We start from the raw sequence: 17369 nt of genomic DNA, 5'->3' as shown, positions 1-17369 counted from the left end.
TGGGCATGTTGTGGAATTTTCCGCAACATGACGCCACCCATCTATAATATAATTATTCGGTAACGCAATTGTCCCACATTGCGACGCGACAAAAAGCGCCCTTTCGCCGACCGGCTGCACTGGCTATCCCTTGTCTGACAGCGTCCGTCTTGTGTATCGCAGGGCATCGCCCGACCAACTATCCAGAGTCTATCAAGGACCCCTGCCAAGCCGATGCGCTATGATGACCGCCTTTCCACCGTTCTGGCCGGTGCGGTCCCTTCAGGGACGGCGGCAGTCGCGCAATATCGCCAGCTCGTCGACATTCTGGGCCAGGTCTCGGGCGATGATCTTGATGAGGGACATGCGGCCGCGCTGGCCAGAATTCACGAACTGCGTGGGACTATCAGTGACGCGGATCGCCTGCTGACCGTTCAATGTCTGTCCGGCCGACTGGTGTCGCCGGTGCTCGTCCAGTATCTCGCATCGGAAAAGCCCGATATTGCCAGCGCAGCGATCCGCGCGGCGCGGCTCGACGATGCCACCTGGGCCGCACTGGTGCGCGCGCTGCCCACCCGCGCGCGGGGTTTCCTGCGTCACCGGCGCGATCTGGGACCGCAGACTCAGGCGCTGCTCGATCAGCTGGGCCTTTACGACACTGCATTGCCGGTCGCGTCCAGCGCGCTCCGTGCCGAGGCTGCGGCCAGTTTGGTCACCACTCATGAGGCTGATCCGGGCGTAGCGGAGATTGAGGTTCTTTCCGGCGATGGAGCATCGCCGGTCGAACCGGTGGCGGCAAACCTCGAATATGCCCAGGCCGTCGAAACCATCACGCAGGCCAATACCGAACTGTCGCCCGAGATTTCGGTCGAGGTCGAAATTCAGGCCGATGATGTGCCGCAGCCTGCGCCTTCCCCGGCCGGACCGCAGAGCATCGGCGAGATCGTCAGGCGGATCGAGGCGCTGCAGGAAGTCCGCATCCGCCAGGCCATGGAGCAGGAGCCGAGCGGGCGCGAGGGCTGGGACCAGCTGGAAAATGCGCTGGCGAACCCGGACGGCGGTCGCGAAGGCGATGACGAGCCGCGCGGAATCTGGCCCGAGGGACACCAGCATTTCCAGTTCGCGACCGGCATCGATGGCACCATCATCAGCACGCGCGGCATGCTGCTGGGCATGGTGCATGGCCTGTCGCTGGCGCAGCCAGCGCTGAGCGGTTTTCGCGGCGTCGATGCTGCGGTTTCCACCGCGTTCAGTCGGCGCATGCCCATCCGCAGCGGACGCGCCGATCTGGGCAGTGCGGCATCGCTGGCGGGCGAATGGCGGGTCGATGCCGATCCGTGCTTTGACCGGGCGACCGGTCGCTTCACCGGCTATAGCGGCACGCTGCGGCGGCCGCTTCCGTGGGAGAGCGCAGGGCCCGATGCGGCTGTCCCAGGTCTGGCCGGACGCGATGGTCTGCGCCAGATCGTGCATGAACTGCGCACGCCGCTCAACGCGATCATGGGCTTTTCGGAAATCATCGAGCAGCAGCTGTTCGGCCCGGTCTCGTCCGAATACCGCCAGATGGCCGAGCGCATCCGCCATGACGCACGCCAGCTGCTCAGCGGTTTCGATGATCTGGACACGGCACTGCGGCTCGATCGCAATGCGATCGATGATCCGGCAGGCCATGTGCTGCTGAGCGACCTCGCAGAACGGCTCTCCACGCGGGTTGCGCCCTTGCTGGATTATACCGGCGTGGCGCTGGTTCTGGGCCCGGTGCCCCAGGATGCGATGGTTGCCATGTCGGTACAGGCGGTGGACCGCGTCGTGCCGCGCCTGGCAGGCGCGCTGATCGGCAGCTGCGAGCCGGGCGAAAGCCTTTCAGTGACCTTCGAGACGACGGTGCAGGGCATCGAGATTGCGTTCAGCCGGCCCAGGGCACTGGCACAGATGGACGAACGGGCGCTGCTCGATGTCGATCGGGCCGATCCTCGCGCGAGCCAGGGCGGTCCGCTGCTTGGCCTCGGGTTCTGCCTGCGCCTTGTCCGCAACCTGCTGGTCACCCAGGGCGGTCAGCTGGGTATCGAGGCTGAAGCTCTGCGCTTGACCTTGCCCAATGCCCGGCCTAGCGCAGAAGCGGCGCGCTCGTAAGCGGGAGGAGCGCGTGCGGGGCGGCAGCCGGGGGGTGCCAAGCCGATCCATTGCGACGCTGCGAGTTGTTGGCGCATGACTTTTGCAAGATTGCCGGGCAAGGATGATTTCGTCCGTTTCTCACCCGAATTCGGCCAGCGCTATCTGGTGACGGTCGATGTCGAGGAAGAGTTCGACTGGACCAGGCCGATTGAACGCGAAGCCTATTCGCTCGAAGCGATCGAGGCGATCACCGACTTTCAGAAATTATGCGAGGATTACGGCGTAACGCCTTTGTATCTCGTCGACTGGCCGATCATTTCCGACCCGCGCGGGCGTGAGATCTACGGCCAGCTGGTGCGGGAAGGGCGGGCCGAGGTCGGGATCCAGCTTCACCCCTGGGTCAACCCGCCGTTCGACGAAGAAGTGACGCAGCGCAACACCTATGCCGGCAACCTGCCCAAGGAGCTGGAGCGCGCCAAATTCTACATGCTGCGCGATGCGATTGCCGAGGCCACGGGAAAGCAGCCGATCGCCTATCGCGCCGGGCGTTATGGCATCGGCAACGAGACGCTCAACCTGCTGCGCGAGGCCGGGGTGCGATTCGATACCTCGGTGCGTGCGAACTTCGATTACAGAAAGGCGGAAGGGCCGGATTTCTCGCAATATCCGCTGGAGCCCTATTGGCTCGACCGCAAGCTGGGCATCGTCGAGTTGCCGGTCACTTCGGTCTATTGGGGTCTGTTGCGCCGACAGGGTAGCCTGTTTCCGCTGGCGCAGATGGCAAGCGTCACCAAATCGCTGATGGCGCGCGGCCGGTTGCTCGAGCGGATTTCACTGACGCCCGAAGGCATCACGGTCGACGAGGTGATCCGCGGCATCGACATCGCGCTCGACGATGGCCTGCCCATTCTCAACTTCTCGTTCCACTCGCCTTCGCTCAAGCCCGGGTACACGCCCTATGTGCGCAAGGATGAAGACGTCACCGCTTTTTACGACTGGTGGCACCACGTGCTGTCCTATCTGGCCGAACGAGGTGTCAGACCGACCAGCCTTGCCGAGATTGACGCCGGGATCGTGCGCTGAGCGCCGATGCGGAGGATAGGAAAGCGCAGTCTTCGCTTTTCGCGCTTGCCATGCGGGGCATGCCTGCGGTAACCGCGCCTCTGGCACAGCCGGGACGGGCCTGTAGCTCAGTTGGTTAGAGCTGGCCGCTCATAACGGCTAGGTCGGGGGTTCGAGTCCCTCCGGGCCCACCAGTCCGTCCTGAACGAGACCACCAGGGATCGGCCGGCGCAACGCGCAGGATCGGGGAGTAGCGCAGCCTGGTAGCGCATCTGCTTTGGGAGCAGAGGGTCGCAGGTTCGAATCCTGTCTCCCCGACCAACGATTCGGCTTACGGGTTCCGGGGAAATCGACTTGCTTCGTCGGGTCATCCAACGCGGGTGTGTGAGCCCTTAGTGGCTCCCGGACAGCCACTCGTGGGCTGTGACAGCCTCGCATCGTCGGACTCGTCGATCCTTGCTTGCCCAGACTGGCCGGTCAACTTTGGTCCTGTTGTCGCCAGAACCGGAAGTTTTTTTCGACCCCGTTGCGAACATTCGGCTGTGCCGCGATAAGTGCTCATGCCGTCGCCGGATGATCTCGACCAGCTTACGCGGATTGCCAGAGAGGCGGCGGCAGAGGAAAAGTGGCGACCGTTAGCCGCGTATTTTGACAACCGAGGCAAGGGCCTCCGAGCAGGTGCGCTCGCCGTGTTGACTTCATTCCTTGCTGAGGCAGTTGGCTGGCCGTTTGATGAGCGCCTCCGATTGACGCGCTGGCTTGCGGATCGACGCTGGAAGGTGCTCAACGATGCTCGGCTGCTACCGCAGCCGCTTCTGACTAAGTTCGTTAGTCCCACACTGCGAGAGTGGGTTGAGCGCGAGCCCTCGTGTGCAGAGGCTCATTTCCTTACGGCGATGATAGCTGTTCCTCCTCCTGGCAACGTCTTCGCGCTCAAGCGCTTCCACTTGCAGCGAGCAATCGCTTTGGATCCCACGCATGATGAAGCCAGACTGGCTCTTTTCGATTGGCTGACTTCTGACGCTGAATACAATCAACACGAAATCCCTTGGGGCTACCTTGGTGATCCCAAGGCAGACCTTAATGAGTTGCGGGAAGCCGAAGCTGTAGCCGATCAGATCACTGATCCTCTCCGACGGGAGCAACGAGTGGCCGAGGTGGCTCGCCTTCGTGAGATCGCAAGGTCTTGGCTAACGTTCCGTCAAAGCGGGTATTCAGACTTCGGCGAATGGTGCGCTGAACACCGAGTTGACCTCGGCAAAGCCGAATAGCCGAATGTCCGGTTCCCACCCATTATCGGTCGTGCGCTATCGGTCGCTTCGTTCCCGAAACCGGTCGGCGAGGGATTTCATGCGGCGCAATACCGAGCTACCGTCGCTCGACTGATTCCGAGATGCGCCATGGTCGCGGCGATGGTTGCGCCGTGCTCGCGCCTCCATGCTGCGACCTGAGCGGCGTCAGCGGCCTTGGGGCGGCCAAGTCTTGCCTTGCCCTTGTGGGTGCGCCCAGTGGCCTCCACCGATGCTCTCGCTGCGGCTCGACCGCTATCGCATCGCTCCTTGATCCGCATGCGCTCCATGTCGGCGATTTGGGCCAGTACAGCGACAATGTGCTCACTGACGCCGCGACCGATGGGGCCGAGACCGTGGACGTCGAGCGTGACGCCCATGTCCAGCAATCTGCGGACCATGGCCTGGACGTCGAGAGCATCGCGGCCGAGCGGGTCGAGCACGTAGACGAAGATCGTGTCACCTTCACGGACATACGACATCAGCTTGGCGAAGGCTGGACGGGACGCCGCAGGCGTCGCACCACTAATGCCTTCGTCTACGAATTCCTTGTCGAACTGGCCGTCAGGCTGCCGTCAGCCAGACGTGGCAGACCGTCTCGCACAGGAGGCTGCCATGGCACATGCAACACACCCCGTTCACTCTTCGGTTCTCGTTTGGGACCTTCCGGTCAGACTGTTCCATTGGTCGCTGGTCGCGGCGATTGCCCTGGCATTTGTTTCGTCCGAAGAAGGCAGCCCGCTCAGCGCCTGGCACATGGCCGCCGGATGGATCGCTGTGGTGCTGATCATCTTTCGCCTGTGCTGGGGGTTTATCGGCAATGCCCAGGCGCGATTTGCGAATTTCGTGAAGCCTGGCGCCGTGATCCCCCATGTGCGGGAACTCTTGTCTGGCAAGCCACAGCGATCGCTCGGGCACAATCCGCTGGGCGGACTGGCGGTGCTGGCGCTGCTGGGAGCCACAGCGGCGGTAACATGGACCGGCGCTCAGATGACCAGCGGGTTTGGCAGCGAGGATCTGCACGAAGCGCTGGCTTTCGCCTTGCTTGGCCTTGTGGTCGTCCACGTCATCGGCGTGGTGGTGATGTCCGTGCTTACGCGCGACAATCTGGTGGCGGCCATGGTGACGGGTCGCAAGGCCGCCGACGGGACGCCCCCGGTGAGGCAGCCGCGCAAGGGTCGCGTGCTTGCACATCTGTCGGCAGTGGCTGTTGTCGCTCTGTCGGTTTTCGGCATCACCCGCTATGATCGGGACGCCTTCACGCCCAGATCACACGAGGAAGCCGAATATGCCGAACATGCCGGCCAGCACTCAACTGGCGAGGCTGGCCAAGGTCAACGCCGCAGCGACGATCATGACGATTGAGACAGGACACCAGCCGTGCGCCTGTTGATCGTCGAGGACAGCGACCGCCTTGCCAGCCTGATCGCCGAAGGTCTCGGGCGACGTGGTTTCATCTGCGATATAGCCCCCGATCTGGCCACAGCAGAGGACTGCCTCGCAGGTGCGACGTTCGATGCGATCGTTCTCGACCTGGGTCTGCCGGACGGTGACGGCCTTGCCTGGCTTCAGCATCAGCGATCCTTGCGCCAACTGATCCCGACAGTGATGCTCACGGCGCGCGGCGGGCTTGAGGACCGCATTGCCGGGCTCGATGCCGGGGCGGATGACTATCTGGTGAAGCCGGTGGACATCGAGGAACTGGCAGCGCGCGTCCGTGCCTTGCTGAGACGACCCGGTCCGCGCGCGGTTAGCATGCTGGAGAACGGGCCTCTGCGCTTCGATCCGGTGACACGCGAAGCGCGGGTGGGAGATCGCGTCATGGATCTGTCGCGCCGCGAAGCTGATCTTCTGGAGCTGCTGATGCGACGCCTGGGCACCGTCGTGGTGCGTGAAGCGATCGAGAACGGGCTTTACAGTTTCAACGAGCCGGTAACGCCGAATGCCGTCGAAGCCATAGTCTCGCGCTTGCGCCGCAAGCTGGAAGAAGCCGGGATGGCCGGGCAGCTGCATACGGTGCGCGGCGTCGGTTACATGCTGCGGAGCGGATGATGGCGTCGGGCACACCCTCCATGTTTCGTTCGCTCGCACGCGGGCTCGCTGTCGTCGTCAGCGGTGGCACGATCCTTCTGCTCGCTGCGGTGCTGCTCGAATATTGGAGCAGCTTTGCGGCCATGTCGGGTTCGGATGCCTTGCGCGCTGCGCTGCGGGAGATGGCCGAGCATGTCGTGCTGCCCGTGCTGGCTCTGGTCGTCCCGATGATGCTTGCCATCCACTTCGTCATGCGGCGCGCACTGCAACCGCTCGCCGATGCGACCGAGCGGCTCAATGCGGTATCGGGCCAGGACCGCAACATTCGCGTCGATGATGCGCATCTCCCGGCCGAGATCCTCCCGTTCACCAATGCGGTCAACATGATGCTGGGGCGGCTGGAGCAATCGGCAGCGCGGCAGGAAGCCTTTGCTGCCGACGTCGCCCATGAGTGGCGCACGCCGCTCGCCGCCATGATGCTCGAACTCGACGGGATGGATGGCGATCAGGCCGCGCGCCTCAAGGGCGATGTCGCAGCCATGCGGCGGTTGATCGATCAACTCATGCTGCTGGCGCAAATGGATGCGCAGGAGGCAGCGGCCACAGCCACCGATGACGTCGATCTGGCGGAGCTCGCCAGCGACGTCATTGCCCGCGCAGCGCCGGTCGTGATCGCTTCGGGCCGAATGATCGAACTGGTCAGCACTGGCCCATCGCCTGTCGTGCGCGGCCGGCGCGAGGCCATCGGCGCTGCCTTGCGCAACCTGATCGAAAATGCCGTGCGCGTCACGCCTCCTGCTGGCACGGTGCGGGTAGTTGTGGACGATAGCCCTTCGCTGCGTGTTGCAGATGGAGGTTCGGGCCTCTCGGAAGATCAGCTCGACCGGCTGATCCAGCGCACCGCGCGGGCCGACCATGCCAGTCCCGATGGTGCGGGTCTTGGCCTCGCCATCGTGCACCGGATCATGCAGGTTCATGGCGGATCGATCCGCACCGACCCCGCGACCAGCAGCCTGATCCTCGATTTCGGTCATTAGAGGCCATTGTCAGGTAGCCGTCAGCTTCGCCCGGCACGAAGGCCCTCATGGACAGGGCAAAGATCATCTCCGCAAGCCTGGCAGCGCTGGCGATTGTCAGCGTTGCTGCAGGCTATCAGTTTCTCGGTGGATCGGGTCAGCCCGATGCTGCCAGTGAGGAGACTGCCGACACGAAGACCGCCCCCGGTATGCTCAGTTCGCAGCAATTGCGGCGTCTGGGCATTCAAACCGTGTCGGCAGAGGCTGCGGGGGACGTGCCCATGGGCACCGTCCCCGCAGCCATAACGCTTCCGCCGGAAGCGCAGGTGGCGGTCACCGCGCCGTTCGATGGCGCGATCGTCCGACTGCATGTCATTCAAGGCCAGCAGGTATCGGCAGGGCAGCCTCTGGCGACGGTCAAGAGCCGCGAGCCATTGCAATATGGCGCAGAGCTTGCGCGTGCGCAGGCGCGGCTGGGACTTGCCGAAGCGAGCGCGTCACGCACCCGCCAGCTGGTAGACGAAGGCATTATCGCGGGCGCACGCGCCGACGAGATGAATGCAGCCATTCGCGTCGCGCGCACCGATGTTGCAGAGAATGCCCGCATATTGCGGCAGGCAGGGGCAAGCAGCGCTGGCGAGGTTACGCTGCGCGCGCCGATCAGCGGCAGGGTCGCCACTATGACCGCGCAGGTCGGCGGGCCTGTGATGGCGACGTCCGCGCCGTTTGTGATCGAGAACAGCTCTGCCTTCACGCTGGACCTTCAACTGCCCGAAAGGCTGGCAGGCAAGGTGCGCCCCGGCATGCGCATCGTGGTGCCCGCTTCCGGCGCGATGCCCGAAATCGTTGGCAGCATCGTTTCGGTTGGAGCATCGCTCGATCCGGCGACACGGTCGATCATCGCCAAGGCGCGGATCGACGGCGCGCCGCCGTTGGTCGCGGGCAAATCGGTGATGGTGGTGATCCAAGCCGATGGTGCGCAACCTGGCGTCAGCGTGCCCTCCAGCGCCATCACGCAGATCGACGGCAAGCCGCATGCGCTGCTGAAAACCGGCAAGGGCTTTGCGCCGCGCGCAGTCACCGTGGCAGGCCAGTCCGGCGACCGGACGATCCTGTCCGATGGCTTGAAGCCGGGCGACAAGGTGGCAGTATCGGGCCTGAGCGAACTCAAGATGCTGCTGGCAGGGAACTGAGCGCATGCTGCGCAAGCTCGTCGAAACCTCGCTCAATTTTCGCCTCGTGGTCGCAGGGCTCTCGCTCGCCATCGCGGCGCTGGGTGCCTGGTCGTTCGTCAACCTGCCGATCGATGCCTTTCCCGACATCAGCTCGACCCAGGTCAAGATCATCCTGAAGGCCCCCGGCATGACGCCCGAAGAGGTGGAAAGCAGGGTCATCACGCCGATCGAGATGGAGATGCTGGGTATCCCGAAGCAGACCGTGCTGCGATCGGTCGCCAAATATGCAATCGCCGACATCACCATCGATTTTGCCGACGGCACCGACATCTACTGGGCGCGCAGCCAGGTCGCCGAGCGGCTGGCCAATGCGACCGCAGATCTGCCCGCCACGGTCGAAGGCGGCATGGCACCGATTTCGACGCCGTTGTCCGACATGTTCATGTTCACCATCGAAGGGCCGTTGTCGCTGACCGAGAAGCGGCGGCTGCTCGACTGGACTGTGCGCCCGGCATTACGCACGGTGCCCGGTGTCGCCGATGTCAATGCGCTGGGCGGACTGGTCGAGACCTATGAAGTGCGGCCCGACAACGCAGCCTTGGCCGCCGTCGGCCTCACCATCGAAGATCTGAAAGCCGCGATCGAGGCAAGCAACCGCAATGACGGCGCTGGTCGCCTCGGCGTGGCAGAGGAATCGCTGATCGTGCGCTCGGTCGGGGCCATTGCCTCGCTCGACGACCTTGCCTCGGTCGTCGTGCGGAGCACCAACGGCAATGTCGTGCGCGTGGGCGATGTCGCCATCGTGCGCATGGGCAGTCTCACCCGCTATGGCGCAGTGACCAAGAACGGCAGCGGCGAGGCCGTGCAGGGGCTGGTGATCGGCCTGCGCGGCGCGGATGCAAGCAAGATCGTCGCCGGAATCAAGCAGCGGCTCGAGGAATTGCAGCCGACGCTGCCGCCGGGCGTGACCATCGCGACCTTTTATGATCGTTCGGACCTGATCGGTCGTGCTGTCGGCACGGTGGAAAAGGCACTGCTCGAGGCGACCGTGCTCGTCATCATCCTGCTGCTGCTTTTCCTGGGCGATGTCCGTGCCTCGGTGATCGTCGCGCTCGCGCTGCCCATGGCCGCTTTGATGACCTTCACCTGGATGCGCTCGATCGGGCTGACCGCGAACCTCATGAGCCTTGGCGGCCTCGCCATCGCGGTCGGCATGCTGGTCGATGGCGCGGTGGTGGTGGTCGAGAATGTCGTCGAGCGCTTGTCCGATGCCAGGCACCGAGGCACGAGCAAGCTCAACGCGGTGTTCGTCGCGACGGCTGAGGTTGCGACTCCGGTCGCTTCGGGCATGGCCATCATCGCCCTGGTCTTCCTGCCGTTGCTGACGCTGGAAGGGCTGGAGGGGAAGCTGTTCGCGCCGGTCGCCATGACCATCGTGCTCGCGCTTCTTTCCGCGCTGATCCTTTCGCTGACGCTGGTGCCGGTGCTCGCATTCTATGGCCTCAAGCGCATCGAGGGGCACCACGAGCCTGTCCTGATGCGCTGGATGACGCCGCGCTATGCGCGGTTGCTTGATGCCAGCTTCGCGCATCCGCGCCGGGTCTTCATCGGTGCGGGCGCTGCGCTGGTGCTGGCAGGCGGAGCTTATGCGGTTACCGGCAAGACGTTCCTACCGACCATGGATGAAGGCTCGATCATCGTGCAACTGACCAAGCTGCCCAGCATTGGCCTTGATCACAGCACTGCGGGCGACATGAAGGTTCAGAAAGCGCTGCTCGCCGATGTGCCGGAGATCGAGGCGGTCATCGCGCGTGTCGGCAGCGACGAACTCGGCCTCGACCCGATGAGCCCGAACGAGACCGACAGCTTTCTCCAGCTCAAGCCTCGCGAAGAATGGCGCCGGGCGGACAAGGCGTGGCTGACCGATCAGATCCGCAAAGTGATGCACGACTTTCCAGGCATCGAACCGACATTCACCCAGCCGATCGAGATGCGCATCTCGGAAATGCTGACCGGTGCGCGCGGCGATCTGGTCATCAAGCTGTTCGGCCCGGACCTGAAGGAGCTTTCGCGGCTTGCAGGCGAGATCCAGGGGCGGCTGGAGAAGATCGACGGCACGACAGAAGCGACGACTGTTGCCAATGACACCGTGGACTATCTTCAGCTCGATATGGACCGGGTGGCAGCGGGCCGCGCAGGCATGCCGATCGACCTGCTTCAGGACATGATGCGCGCCAATGTGGAAGGCGTGCGCGCCGGGACCGTTACCGAGGCGGGCCGGCGGGTGCCGGTGATGATCAAGGGCTCGGGCAGCGAAGGCATAGACCCGGCGCTGTTCGCCGACCAGCTTTATCAATCGCCATCGGGCCAGCTCGTCCGTGCCAGCGATGTTGCGCAGATCCGCCAGGTCGCAGGGCCGGTGAAGCTCGAGCACGAGAACGGCTCGCGCTACGCCATGGTGCAGGCATTTGTCGGGGGCCGCGATCTGGTCGGCTATGTTGATGACGCCAAGCGCGACATCGAGGCGAATGTGAAACTGCCGCAGGGCTATCGCCTCGTCTGGGGCGGGCAGTTCGAGAACCAGCAGCGGGCCTCGGCAAGGCTGATGGTGGTGCTGCCGATCTCGCTCGTGCTGATCTTCCTGGTGCTTTACGCGACGCTCGGCTCGGTGCGCGCCTCGTTGCTGATCCTCGTCAACATCCCCTTTGCGATGGTCGGCGGCATCATATCGCTGGCATTGTCGGGTGAGTATCTTTCGGTCCCCGCCTCGGTCGGGTTCATCGCCTTGCTTGGCATTGCGGTGCTCAACGGGCTCGTCATGGTCACATGCTTCCGCCAGCTGCGCGAGGACGGGCTGACGCTGGAGCAGGCAGTGCGGCAGGGCGCGGCACGCCGACTGCGACCCGTCATGATGACCGCGACGATCGCCGCTTTCGGGCTGGTGCCGCTGCTGTTTGCCACCGGGCCCGGATCGGAAATCCAGCGGCCACTGGCGATCGTCGTCATCGGCGGGCTGGTAAGCGCGACCATGCTGACGCTGATCCTGCTGCCGATCCTCTATCAGCGCTTCGGCGAGAGCCGCGCCGAACGCCAGGCGGACGCGATGGACGATGCCGCAGGGGAGCTTGCATGATGCGCGGGTTCGCTTTGATAGCCGCGCTGCTGGCCAGCGCCGGCCCAGCCATGGCGCAGCCTGGTCTGCCTCCCGAGCCGCAGGTGCGCGAAGCGCTTGATCAGCACCCTTCGGTGCTTGCGGCCATGGCGCGGATCGAGGCGGCGCGTGCGGATGGCGAAGCCTTGCGGGCTGGTCCGCACGAGTTCCAGCTCACGACCAGCGCGATCCAGCGCACCGTCGATCGCGAGGGACGCTATGCGGAGTTCGACGCATCGCTGAGCCGCCCGATCCGGCTGCCCGGTAAGGCGCGGCTCGACCGACAGGCAGGCGCTTCGGGAATCGAGGCGGCCGAAAACCGGATGGAGGACGCGCGGCATCAGGCGGCTCTGCTGCTCGCCGACTATTGGTGGGACTGGCTGGGGGCAGCAGCGGAGCAGCAGATCGACGCGCAGGCGGTGCAGAATCTGGAGCGCTCGCTCGCCAGCATCCGCCGGCGGGCGGAACTGCGCGATGCGGCGCCGATGGAGGTCGATCAGGCCGAAGCGGCACTCGGTGCGACGCGTTTGCAGGTCCAGCAATCGGCGGGGCGTGCCGACTTGGCCAAGGTCAGGATTCAGGCGCAGTTTCCGGGCCTTGCGCTGCCTGCCACGCCCGGCGAGCTGCCGCTGCCGGAAATGCCGCAGGCGAGCCTTGCCGAACTGCGCAGCCTCGTCATCGAGCGCAGCCATGAAATCGGCGCGGCCAAAGCCGAGGCCGAGCGGTTGCAGGCGCTGGCCGATCGCGCGCGGCGCGACCGGTTTGCCGATCCCAGCATCGGCGTGCGCGCCTTCAGCGAACGCAGCGGGCAGGAAACCGGCCTCGGCCTGATCGCGACCATCCCGCTTGGCGGGCGGCACCGCAGCGCGCTCGCCGATCGCGCCAGCAACGAGGCGGCCGCCGCTTCCGCTGAAGCAGCCGCTGTCGGGTTTGACGTGCAGGAAATGGCCGATACCGATGTCGTCAATGCCGACGCTGCATGGGCCGCGTGGCAGCGCAGCCGGGAGGGGGCAAAGGCGCAGGTTGCCGCAGTGCTCAAGATGCGCAAGGGCTATGACCTCGGCGCGATTGACCTTGCTGATCTGCTGCTCGCCGAGCGGCAGACACAGGACATGTTTCGTGCAGAGGTGCAGGCGCGCACTGCGGCGCTGCGCGCCATCACCCGCATCCTGATCGACAGCCACAGCATCTGGATCAGTGACGAACTTTAGGACAGGTTCGCTGCTGAGCTTCAAGGGGACGAACCATGCCAAGAGCACCGATGCACGCCGAGAGCCACCAAATCGCCAGGATCGGGTGGCTGCGCGCCGCCGTGCTGGGTGCAAATGACGGCATCGTTTCGACGGCCAGCCTCATTCTGGGTGTCGCAGCCTCGGGCGCCGATCGGCAGGCTTTGCTGGTGGCCGGTTCTGCGGCCCTGGTCGCAGGGGCGATGTCGATGGCGGCGGGCGAATATGTGTCGGTCAGCAGCCAGTCCGACACCGAAGCCGCCGATCTGGCGCGCGAGCGTGCTGAGCTGGCGAATGACCCGGAAATGGAACGCGCCGAACTGGCCGGAATTTATGTCGGGCGCGGGCTCGACCACGCCACGGCCGAAATCGTCGCCGCGCAGATGATGGCGCACGATGCCCTGGGCAGCCATGCGCGCGATGAGCTGCACATCAACGATCTGACGGCTGCCAGGCCGTTGCAAGCCGCGTTTACGTCCGCCCTGACCTTCACGGTGGGCGCATTGCTTCCGCTGGTGCTCGCGGCAATTCTGCCAATGGCCTGGATGGTCGTCGGCGAAGCGGGTGGTTCGATCCTGTTTCTTGCGCTGCTTGGCGGGGTCAGCGCGCGTGCAGGCGGCGCCGCCATGATGCGCCCGATCGCTCGCGTGGTCTTCTGGGGCGCGCTCGCCATGGCGCTCACGGCTGGCATCGGGAAACTGGTTGGCACGGCTGTCTGATTTCCGCGCGCAAACGCAAATACTGGGCGAGGGCCGGTCGATGGCATTAGCTGCCGGGCTGCGCCTGATTGCCTGCATCCGGGTGCGGGTGCTCGGGTAAGCCTTGGACATCTCGATCCGGCGAGCCATCGGCAGCTAGATATACGCGATCACCTCCGGCTATGCAGGGTACGGCGCGGTTGTCGTGCTGCGGATCGAGCACACCGATTGACAGAATCGTTCCATCTTTGTTCGAATGAGGTGGTGAGACTCTGCTCATCTCAGGCCAAATCAGGATTCCATCACCGACAACGCCATGCGCACGCTGGAGGACGTCATCGCGCAGGCGCAATGGTGTCCTGCATCGCACATGGGGCCACAGGCTGGCCGTGAACTGGCTGGTGCGTGGCGATATGGTCGCGGCTCAGTTCAGATGCGCGGAGGCTGCGTCCGAGAGTTTCTGAGCCACCAGCACGGCCGCAGGCGCACTGGGAGCGGTTGCATCAGCACCGACGACTGCCACCAGCGAAGGGTCCTCTGAAAAAAGCGGTCCGCCCACCATGATGCCGATATGGGGGTTCTGCGACCGCTTGCGGATCAGGTCGATAGTCTCGGCCAGGCTGTCGATCATCTGGGTGGAGCCGGCGGTGAGGCCCGCCACCGCAAACCAGCGCGTCCTGGCCGCGTCGGCAATCTGGTCGGCCGTGGCTGCGGTTTCGGTCTGGACCTTCCAGCCGGCCGCCTCGAGAAACCGCTCCACCATCGTCACCCCGAAGAAATGCTGGTCTCCGGGCGTCATGGCCATCAGGACGGTGCGTCGCATGTCGAGTGCATCGGAACTATGCGTGTCGTTGAAGGCCGCCAGCAGCTTTTGGAGCCTTGCCACGCCCAGGGTCACATCAATGAAGTCGCAGGCATCATTGTCCCACATCTCGCCCAGGTGTCGGGCCGTCGGTTCGAGCAGCTCGATGAACAGCGTTTCCATCGAAAGCCCGCGCTCGCGCAGCGCGATGACATAGCGCACCGCAGCTTCAAGATCGTCACCCAGCACGATGTTCGCGAGGCCCGCAATATCGGTGCGATCAGGCGCCAGCGCTGCGATCATTGCATCTACCGACGGCGCCTCGGGGACGATCTCTTCATGCAGGCGCAGCAGTTGCGGTATCACCTTGTCCGACACCATGTGCGCAAGCTGGCTCTGGCGCAGCGCAAGATCGCCGCGCCGGTAGATGTCCGGCGCCACGAAATGTGTTTCCAGCTTTTGCAGGATGCGTTGATCGATCTGCGGAATCGATGCCTGCGAGCCTCGCCCCATGGTCCTCTCCCGTGCGTGCGTCCCACCGCAGCAGTCTGGAGACAGAACATCACAGCCGACGGCACTTGTCGAGAAGTTCGTGATAATCGCTCAACAAAGCATGAGATGGCCGCTGCCGGCAACCCGAAATCGGCCGTTTATAACATCAAGTGTCCAAAACATTGGACAAGCGACTATCCACAATGTTATACACAGATTGCTGCATGTCACGGCCAGAGGGCAATCCGCTCTCGCAAGGAGGGACATGGCGATGACCTTGACAATTTCTGCTGCTTTCTTTGCCGCTGTGCTGGCGTTCGCAGGTTTCGTGACCTGGCAGGCGATCTCGGTCAATATCGGGCTGATACGCGACAAGTTTGCGAAACATCGTGCGCTGGAGCGTGCGCATATCGTGACAGTAACAATTCTGTCAGGGCCCGGATTTGTTCCAGCCCCGCCGCCCTCGCTTGGAGCCGCTGTCCGCGTCCAGCCGGTTTTCGGTCCCTATATTGCAAGCGGGTCGGCAAGCGATCGTCGGCTCCAGCGCATGACCGAAGCGGTGCCTGCCTGGAAGCCCGCAAGCAAGGTCACCATGAAGGCCGGCACCCATTGGCACCGCCCCTATCTGCCGCGACCCATCGCGATACCGTCGGATTATCGTTTCGAGCCTTGCCTGGCCCGCAACCTCCCGATGGCTGTCGGCGCCTCGAACTGACGGCTCGTCCGGGTGTGTCAGTGTATGGCTGCAAATCTGCCCAGCCGCTCTGATGTGCAATGCCTTCCGGCGTGACGCTTGACGCGCAAGCCCGATCGATCGGCTATCCCGGCCGCAAGCCCGCGTGTATCCCGGATTTCGTGCACGGGCGAGATCATCGAAGAACGGGCAATGCCCTTGCGAGGCCGTCCAGCGCTGTCTGCAAGGTCGATCGGTGCTTGGCGAAGCAGAAACGCACCAGATGCGTCGGGGCGGACTCCGCGTAAAAGGCCGAGATCGGGATGGCAGCGACACCGGCCCGGGCGAGGATCTGTTCGCAGAATGCGATATCGTCCAGCACGAGGCCCGAAGCTGCGAGATCGACCGTGACGAAATAGGTTGCCGCCGACGGCAGTGTGGCGAGGCCGAGGGCCTGAAGCCCTGCGCAGAAGAAGTCGCGGCTGGCCTGATGCTCGTCGCGCGCCGCCGCAATCCAGGCATCCTGGGTGTCCAGCCCCTCGGCCACGGCCCATTGCAGGTGCGGCGGGCTGGTGAAGGTGAGGAACTGATGGGCCTTGGCGAGCACGCGGGCGATCGGCGGAGCGGCGCACATCCAGCCCAGTTTCCAACCGGTCAGGCCGAAAATCTTGCCCGCAGAGCCGATCTTTACCGTGCGCTCTCGCATGCCCGGCTGCTGCATCAGCGACCGGTGCGGCGCCCCGTCATAGACAAGCGCTTCCCACACTTCGTCGCAGACCGCGATCAGATCATGGTCCAGGCATGTCCGGGCGAGCAGCGCAAGGTCGTCCGGGTGCGCGCAGGTGCTCATCGGGTTCATCGGATCGTTGAACACCAGCAGACGGGTGCGCGGGCCGATGGCGCTGGCAAGGCTGTCCCTGTCGATGCGCCAGCGCGTCCGGTCCATGTCGACGATCCGCGCGGTGCCGCCTGCGCGCTGGACCAGCGGCAGATAGGCGTCATAGAGCGGCTGGAACAGCAGCACCTCGTCGCCCGGTGAAATGAGTGCAAGCAGCGCGGCGGCGATCGCCTCGGTCGCGCCGGATGTCACCACGACCTCGGCAGGATTCAGATCGAGCGCTTGATGCCGCGCGTACCAGCCTGCCACCGCTTCGCGCAGTTCGGGCAGGCCGACCATCGGCGGATACTGGTTCGAGCGGTGGTGCATCGCATCGCAGGCCATCACGATGACTTGCTGGTTGATCGGGCCATCGGGAAAGCCCTGGCCAAGATTGATCGCGCCGGTTTCGCGCGCGCGCATCGACATGGCTTCGAAGATCGTGGTCGGCATGTCGCGATAGATCGGGTTCATCCTGTCTCCGGGCGCTGCTGGGCGGAGCGGGCAGCAGAATCGCGGTGCTTCGCTCGGTCCGGCTTGGCATCCGAAGGGCGGCGATGTCCATAGCCATGGCCATGCAGGGTGCAGCGCGCTGCCTGCCCGATGCGGCGGCGCGGCGGGCCGGACGCTGCTGTGGGATGAAGGATCGAGGCTGGGGGTGTGCGGTGACTGGCTGGTCGGACGGCGGATCGAGAGCGCCTGGGTCTCGGGCCGGACGCTTGCGGCAGCGATGCTGCGCTAGTCGGTTCGCCCGAAGATCAGACGATCGCGCCGGGGCCG

General features: G+C 64.5%; 13 protein-coding genes, 2 tRNA genes and 1 pseudogene. 13 read left to right on the top strand and 3 right to left on the bottom strand.

The window, feature by feature from the left end; translation table 11 throughout:
• Window positions 1-213 precede the first annotated feature (213 nt).
• The 5 genes from C7451_RS14640 (at window position 214) to C7451_RS14620 (ending at window position 4427) form a co-directional block, all read left to right on the top strand.
• A complete protein-coding gene (locus C7451_RS14640) occupies window positions 214-2112 on the top strand; it encodes a sensor histidine kinase (protein ID WP_110299717.1) in 1899 nt (632 codons plus the stop codon).
• A gap of 75 nt (window positions 2113-2187) precedes the next feature.
• Window positions 2188-3177, top strand: a complete 990-nt coding sequence (locus C7451_RS14635; RefSeq protein ID WP_110299716.1) for a polysaccharide deacetylase family protein — start codon at window positions 2188-2190, stop codon at window positions 3175-3177.
• A 96-nt stretch (window positions 3178-3273) separates the two neighbouring features.
• Window positions 3274-3350: transfer RNA gene (locus C7451_RS14630), tRNA-Ile, on the top strand.
• A gap of 50 nt (window positions 3351-3400) precedes the next feature.
• A tRNA-Pro gene (locus tag C7451_RS14625) sits at window positions 3401-3477 on the top strand.
• A gap of 239 nt (window positions 3478-3716) precedes the next feature.
• Window positions 3717-4427: a hypothetical protein gene (locus tag C7451_RS14620; protein WP_110299715.1), complete on the top strand. Its 711-nt coding sequence runs from the start codon at window positions 3717-3719 to the stop codon at window positions 4425-4427.
• Between the two features lie 77 nt (window positions 4428-4504).
• Here the strand turns inward: C7451_RS14620 and C7451_RS14615 are convergent.
• Window positions 4505-4987, bottom strand: a pseudogene (locus C7451_RS14615) (recombinase family protein); the annotation flags it as partial.
• Window positions 4988-5060: 73 nt separating this feature from the next.
• Here C7451_RS14615 and C7451_RS14610 point away from each other — a divergent pair.
• The 7 genes from C7451_RS14610 to C7451_RS14580 are packed head-to-tail and all read left to right on the top strand — an operon-like array spanning window position 5061 to window position 13766.
• Complete coding sequence (locus C7451_RS14610; RefSeq protein ID WP_110299805.1) at window positions 5061-5810, top strand: cytochrome b/b6 domain-containing protein; 750 nt, start codon at window positions 5061-5063, stop codon at window positions 5808-5810.
• A gap of 15 nt (window positions 5811-5825) precedes the next feature.
• Entirely contained in the window at window positions 5826-6497 is a 672-nt protein-coding gene (locus tag C7451_RS14605) for a response regulator transcription factor (RefSeq protein WP_110299713.1), read from the top strand.
• 20 nt (window positions 6498-6517) lie between these two features.
• Window positions 6518-7513, top strand: coding sequence for a sensor histidine kinase (locus C7451_RS14600; protein ID WP_244181935.1), 996 nt, complete (start codon window positions 6518-6520; stop codon window positions 7511-7513).
• 47 nt (window positions 7514-7560) lie between these two features.
• The gene (locus C7451_RS14595) at window positions 7561-8685 is read left to right on the top strand and encodes an efflux RND transporter periplasmic adaptor subunit (protein ID WP_110299711.1); all 1125 of its coding nucleotides are present in this window, start codon (window positions 7561-7563) and stop codon (window positions 8683-8685) included.
• Window positions 8686-8689: 4 nt separating this feature from the next.
• Window positions 8690-11800, top strand: coding sequence for an efflux RND transporter permease subunit (locus C7451_RS14590; RefSeq protein ID WP_110299710.1), 3111 nt, complete (start codon window positions 8690-8692; stop codon window positions 11798-11800).
• Window positions 11797-13029 carry a TolC family protein gene (locus C7451_RS14585; RefSeq protein ID WP_244181933.1) on the top strand — a complete coding sequence of 411 codons (1233 nt, stop codon included), beginning with the start codon at window positions 11797-11799 and terminating at the stop codon, window positions 13027-13029. The genes C7451_RS14590 and C7451_RS14585 overlap by 4 nt, the downstream gene beginning before the upstream one ends.
• Before the next feature lie 35 nt (window positions 13030-13064).
• Window positions 13065-13766 carry a VIT1/CCC1 transporter family protein gene (locus C7451_RS14580; protein ID WP_110299709.1) on the top strand — a complete coding sequence of 234 codons (702 nt, stop codon included), beginning with the start codon at window positions 13065-13067 and terminating at the stop codon, window positions 13764-13766.
• A 403-nt stretch (window positions 13767-14169) separates the two neighbouring features.
• On the opposite strand, the gene C7451_RS14575 is transcribed toward C7451_RS14580, so the two are convergent.
• Window positions 14170-15060: a cobalamin B12-binding domain-containing protein gene (locus tag C7451_RS14575; protein WP_110299708.1), complete on the bottom strand. Its 891-nt coding sequence runs from the start codon at window positions 15058-15060 to the stop codon at window positions 14170-14172.
• A gap of 250 nt (window positions 15061-15310) precedes the next feature.
• On the opposite strand from C7451_RS14575, the gene C7451_RS14570 reads away from it, so the two are divergent.
• Window positions 15311-15754 carry a hypothetical protein gene (locus tag C7451_RS14570; RefSeq protein WP_146215381.1) on the top strand — a complete coding sequence of 148 codons (444 nt, stop codon included), beginning with the start codon at window positions 15311-15313 and terminating at the stop codon, window positions 15752-15754.
• Between the two features lie 154 nt (window positions 15755-15908).
• On the opposite strand, the gene C7451_RS14565 is transcribed toward C7451_RS14570, so the two are convergent.
• Window positions 15909-17063: an aminotransferase gene (locus tag C7451_RS14565; protein WP_110299706.1), complete on the bottom strand. Its 1155-nt coding sequence runs from the start codon at window positions 17061-17063 to the stop codon at window positions 15909-15911.
• Window positions 17064-17369: the final 306 nt, after the last annotated feature.

It is taken from the genome of Blastomonas natatoria (assembly GCF_003201955.1).
GTDB classification, from domain to species: Bacteria; Pseudomonadota; Alphaproteobacteria; order Sphingomonadales; family Sphingomonadaceae; genus Blastomonas; species Blastomonas natatoria.
This window is presented reverse-complemented; position numbering and strand designations above follow the sequence as displayed.

Coding starts and splice junctions, on each gene's coding strand:
- C7451_RS14595 (WP_110299711.1), top strand. CDS start 7,561: ATGGACAGGGCAAAGATCATCTCCGCAAGCCTGGCAGCGCTGGCGATT.
- C7451_RS14580 (WP_110299709.1), top strand. CDS start 13,065: ATGCCAAGAGCACCGATGCACGCCGAGAGCCACCAAATCGCCAGGATC.
- C7451_RS14565 (WP_110299706.1), bottom strand. CDS start 17,063: ATGAACCCGATCTATCGCGACATGCCGACCACGATCTTCGAAGCCATG.
- C7451_RS14620 (WP_110299715.1), top strand. CDS start 3,717: ATGCCGTCGCCGGATGATCTCGACCAGCTTACGCGGATTGCCAGAGAG.
- C7451_RS14635 (WP_110299716.1), top strand. CDS start 2,188: ATGACTTTTGCAAGATTGCCGGGCAAGGATGATTTCGTCCGTTTCTCA.
- C7451_RS14585 (WP_244181933.1), top strand. CDS start 11,797: ATGATGCGCGGGTTCGCTTTGATAGCCGCGCTGCTGGCCAGCGCCGGC.
- C7451_RS14590 (WP_110299710.1), top strand. CDS start 8,690: ATGCTGCGCAAGCTCGTCGAAACCTCGCTCAATTTTCGCCTCGTGGTC.
- C7451_RS14600 (WP_244181935.1), top strand. CDS start 6,518: ATGTTTCGTTCGCTCGCACGCGGGCTCGCTGTCGTCGTCAGCGGTGGC.
- C7451_RS14570 (WP_146215381.1), top strand. CDS start 15,311: ATGACCTTGACAATTTCTGCTGCTTTCTTTGCCGCTGTGCTGGCGTTC.
- C7451_RS14610 (WP_110299805.1), top strand. CDS start 5,061: ATGGCACATGCAACACACCCCGTTCACTCTTCGGTTCTCGTTTGGGAC.
- C7451_RS14575 (WP_110299708.1), bottom strand. CDS start 15,060: ATGGGGCGAGGCTCGCAGGCATCGATTCCGCAGATCGATCAACGCATC.
- C7451_RS14640 (WP_110299717.1), top strand. CDS start 214: ATGCGCTATGATGACCGCCTTTCCACCGTTCTGGCCGGTGCGGTCCCT.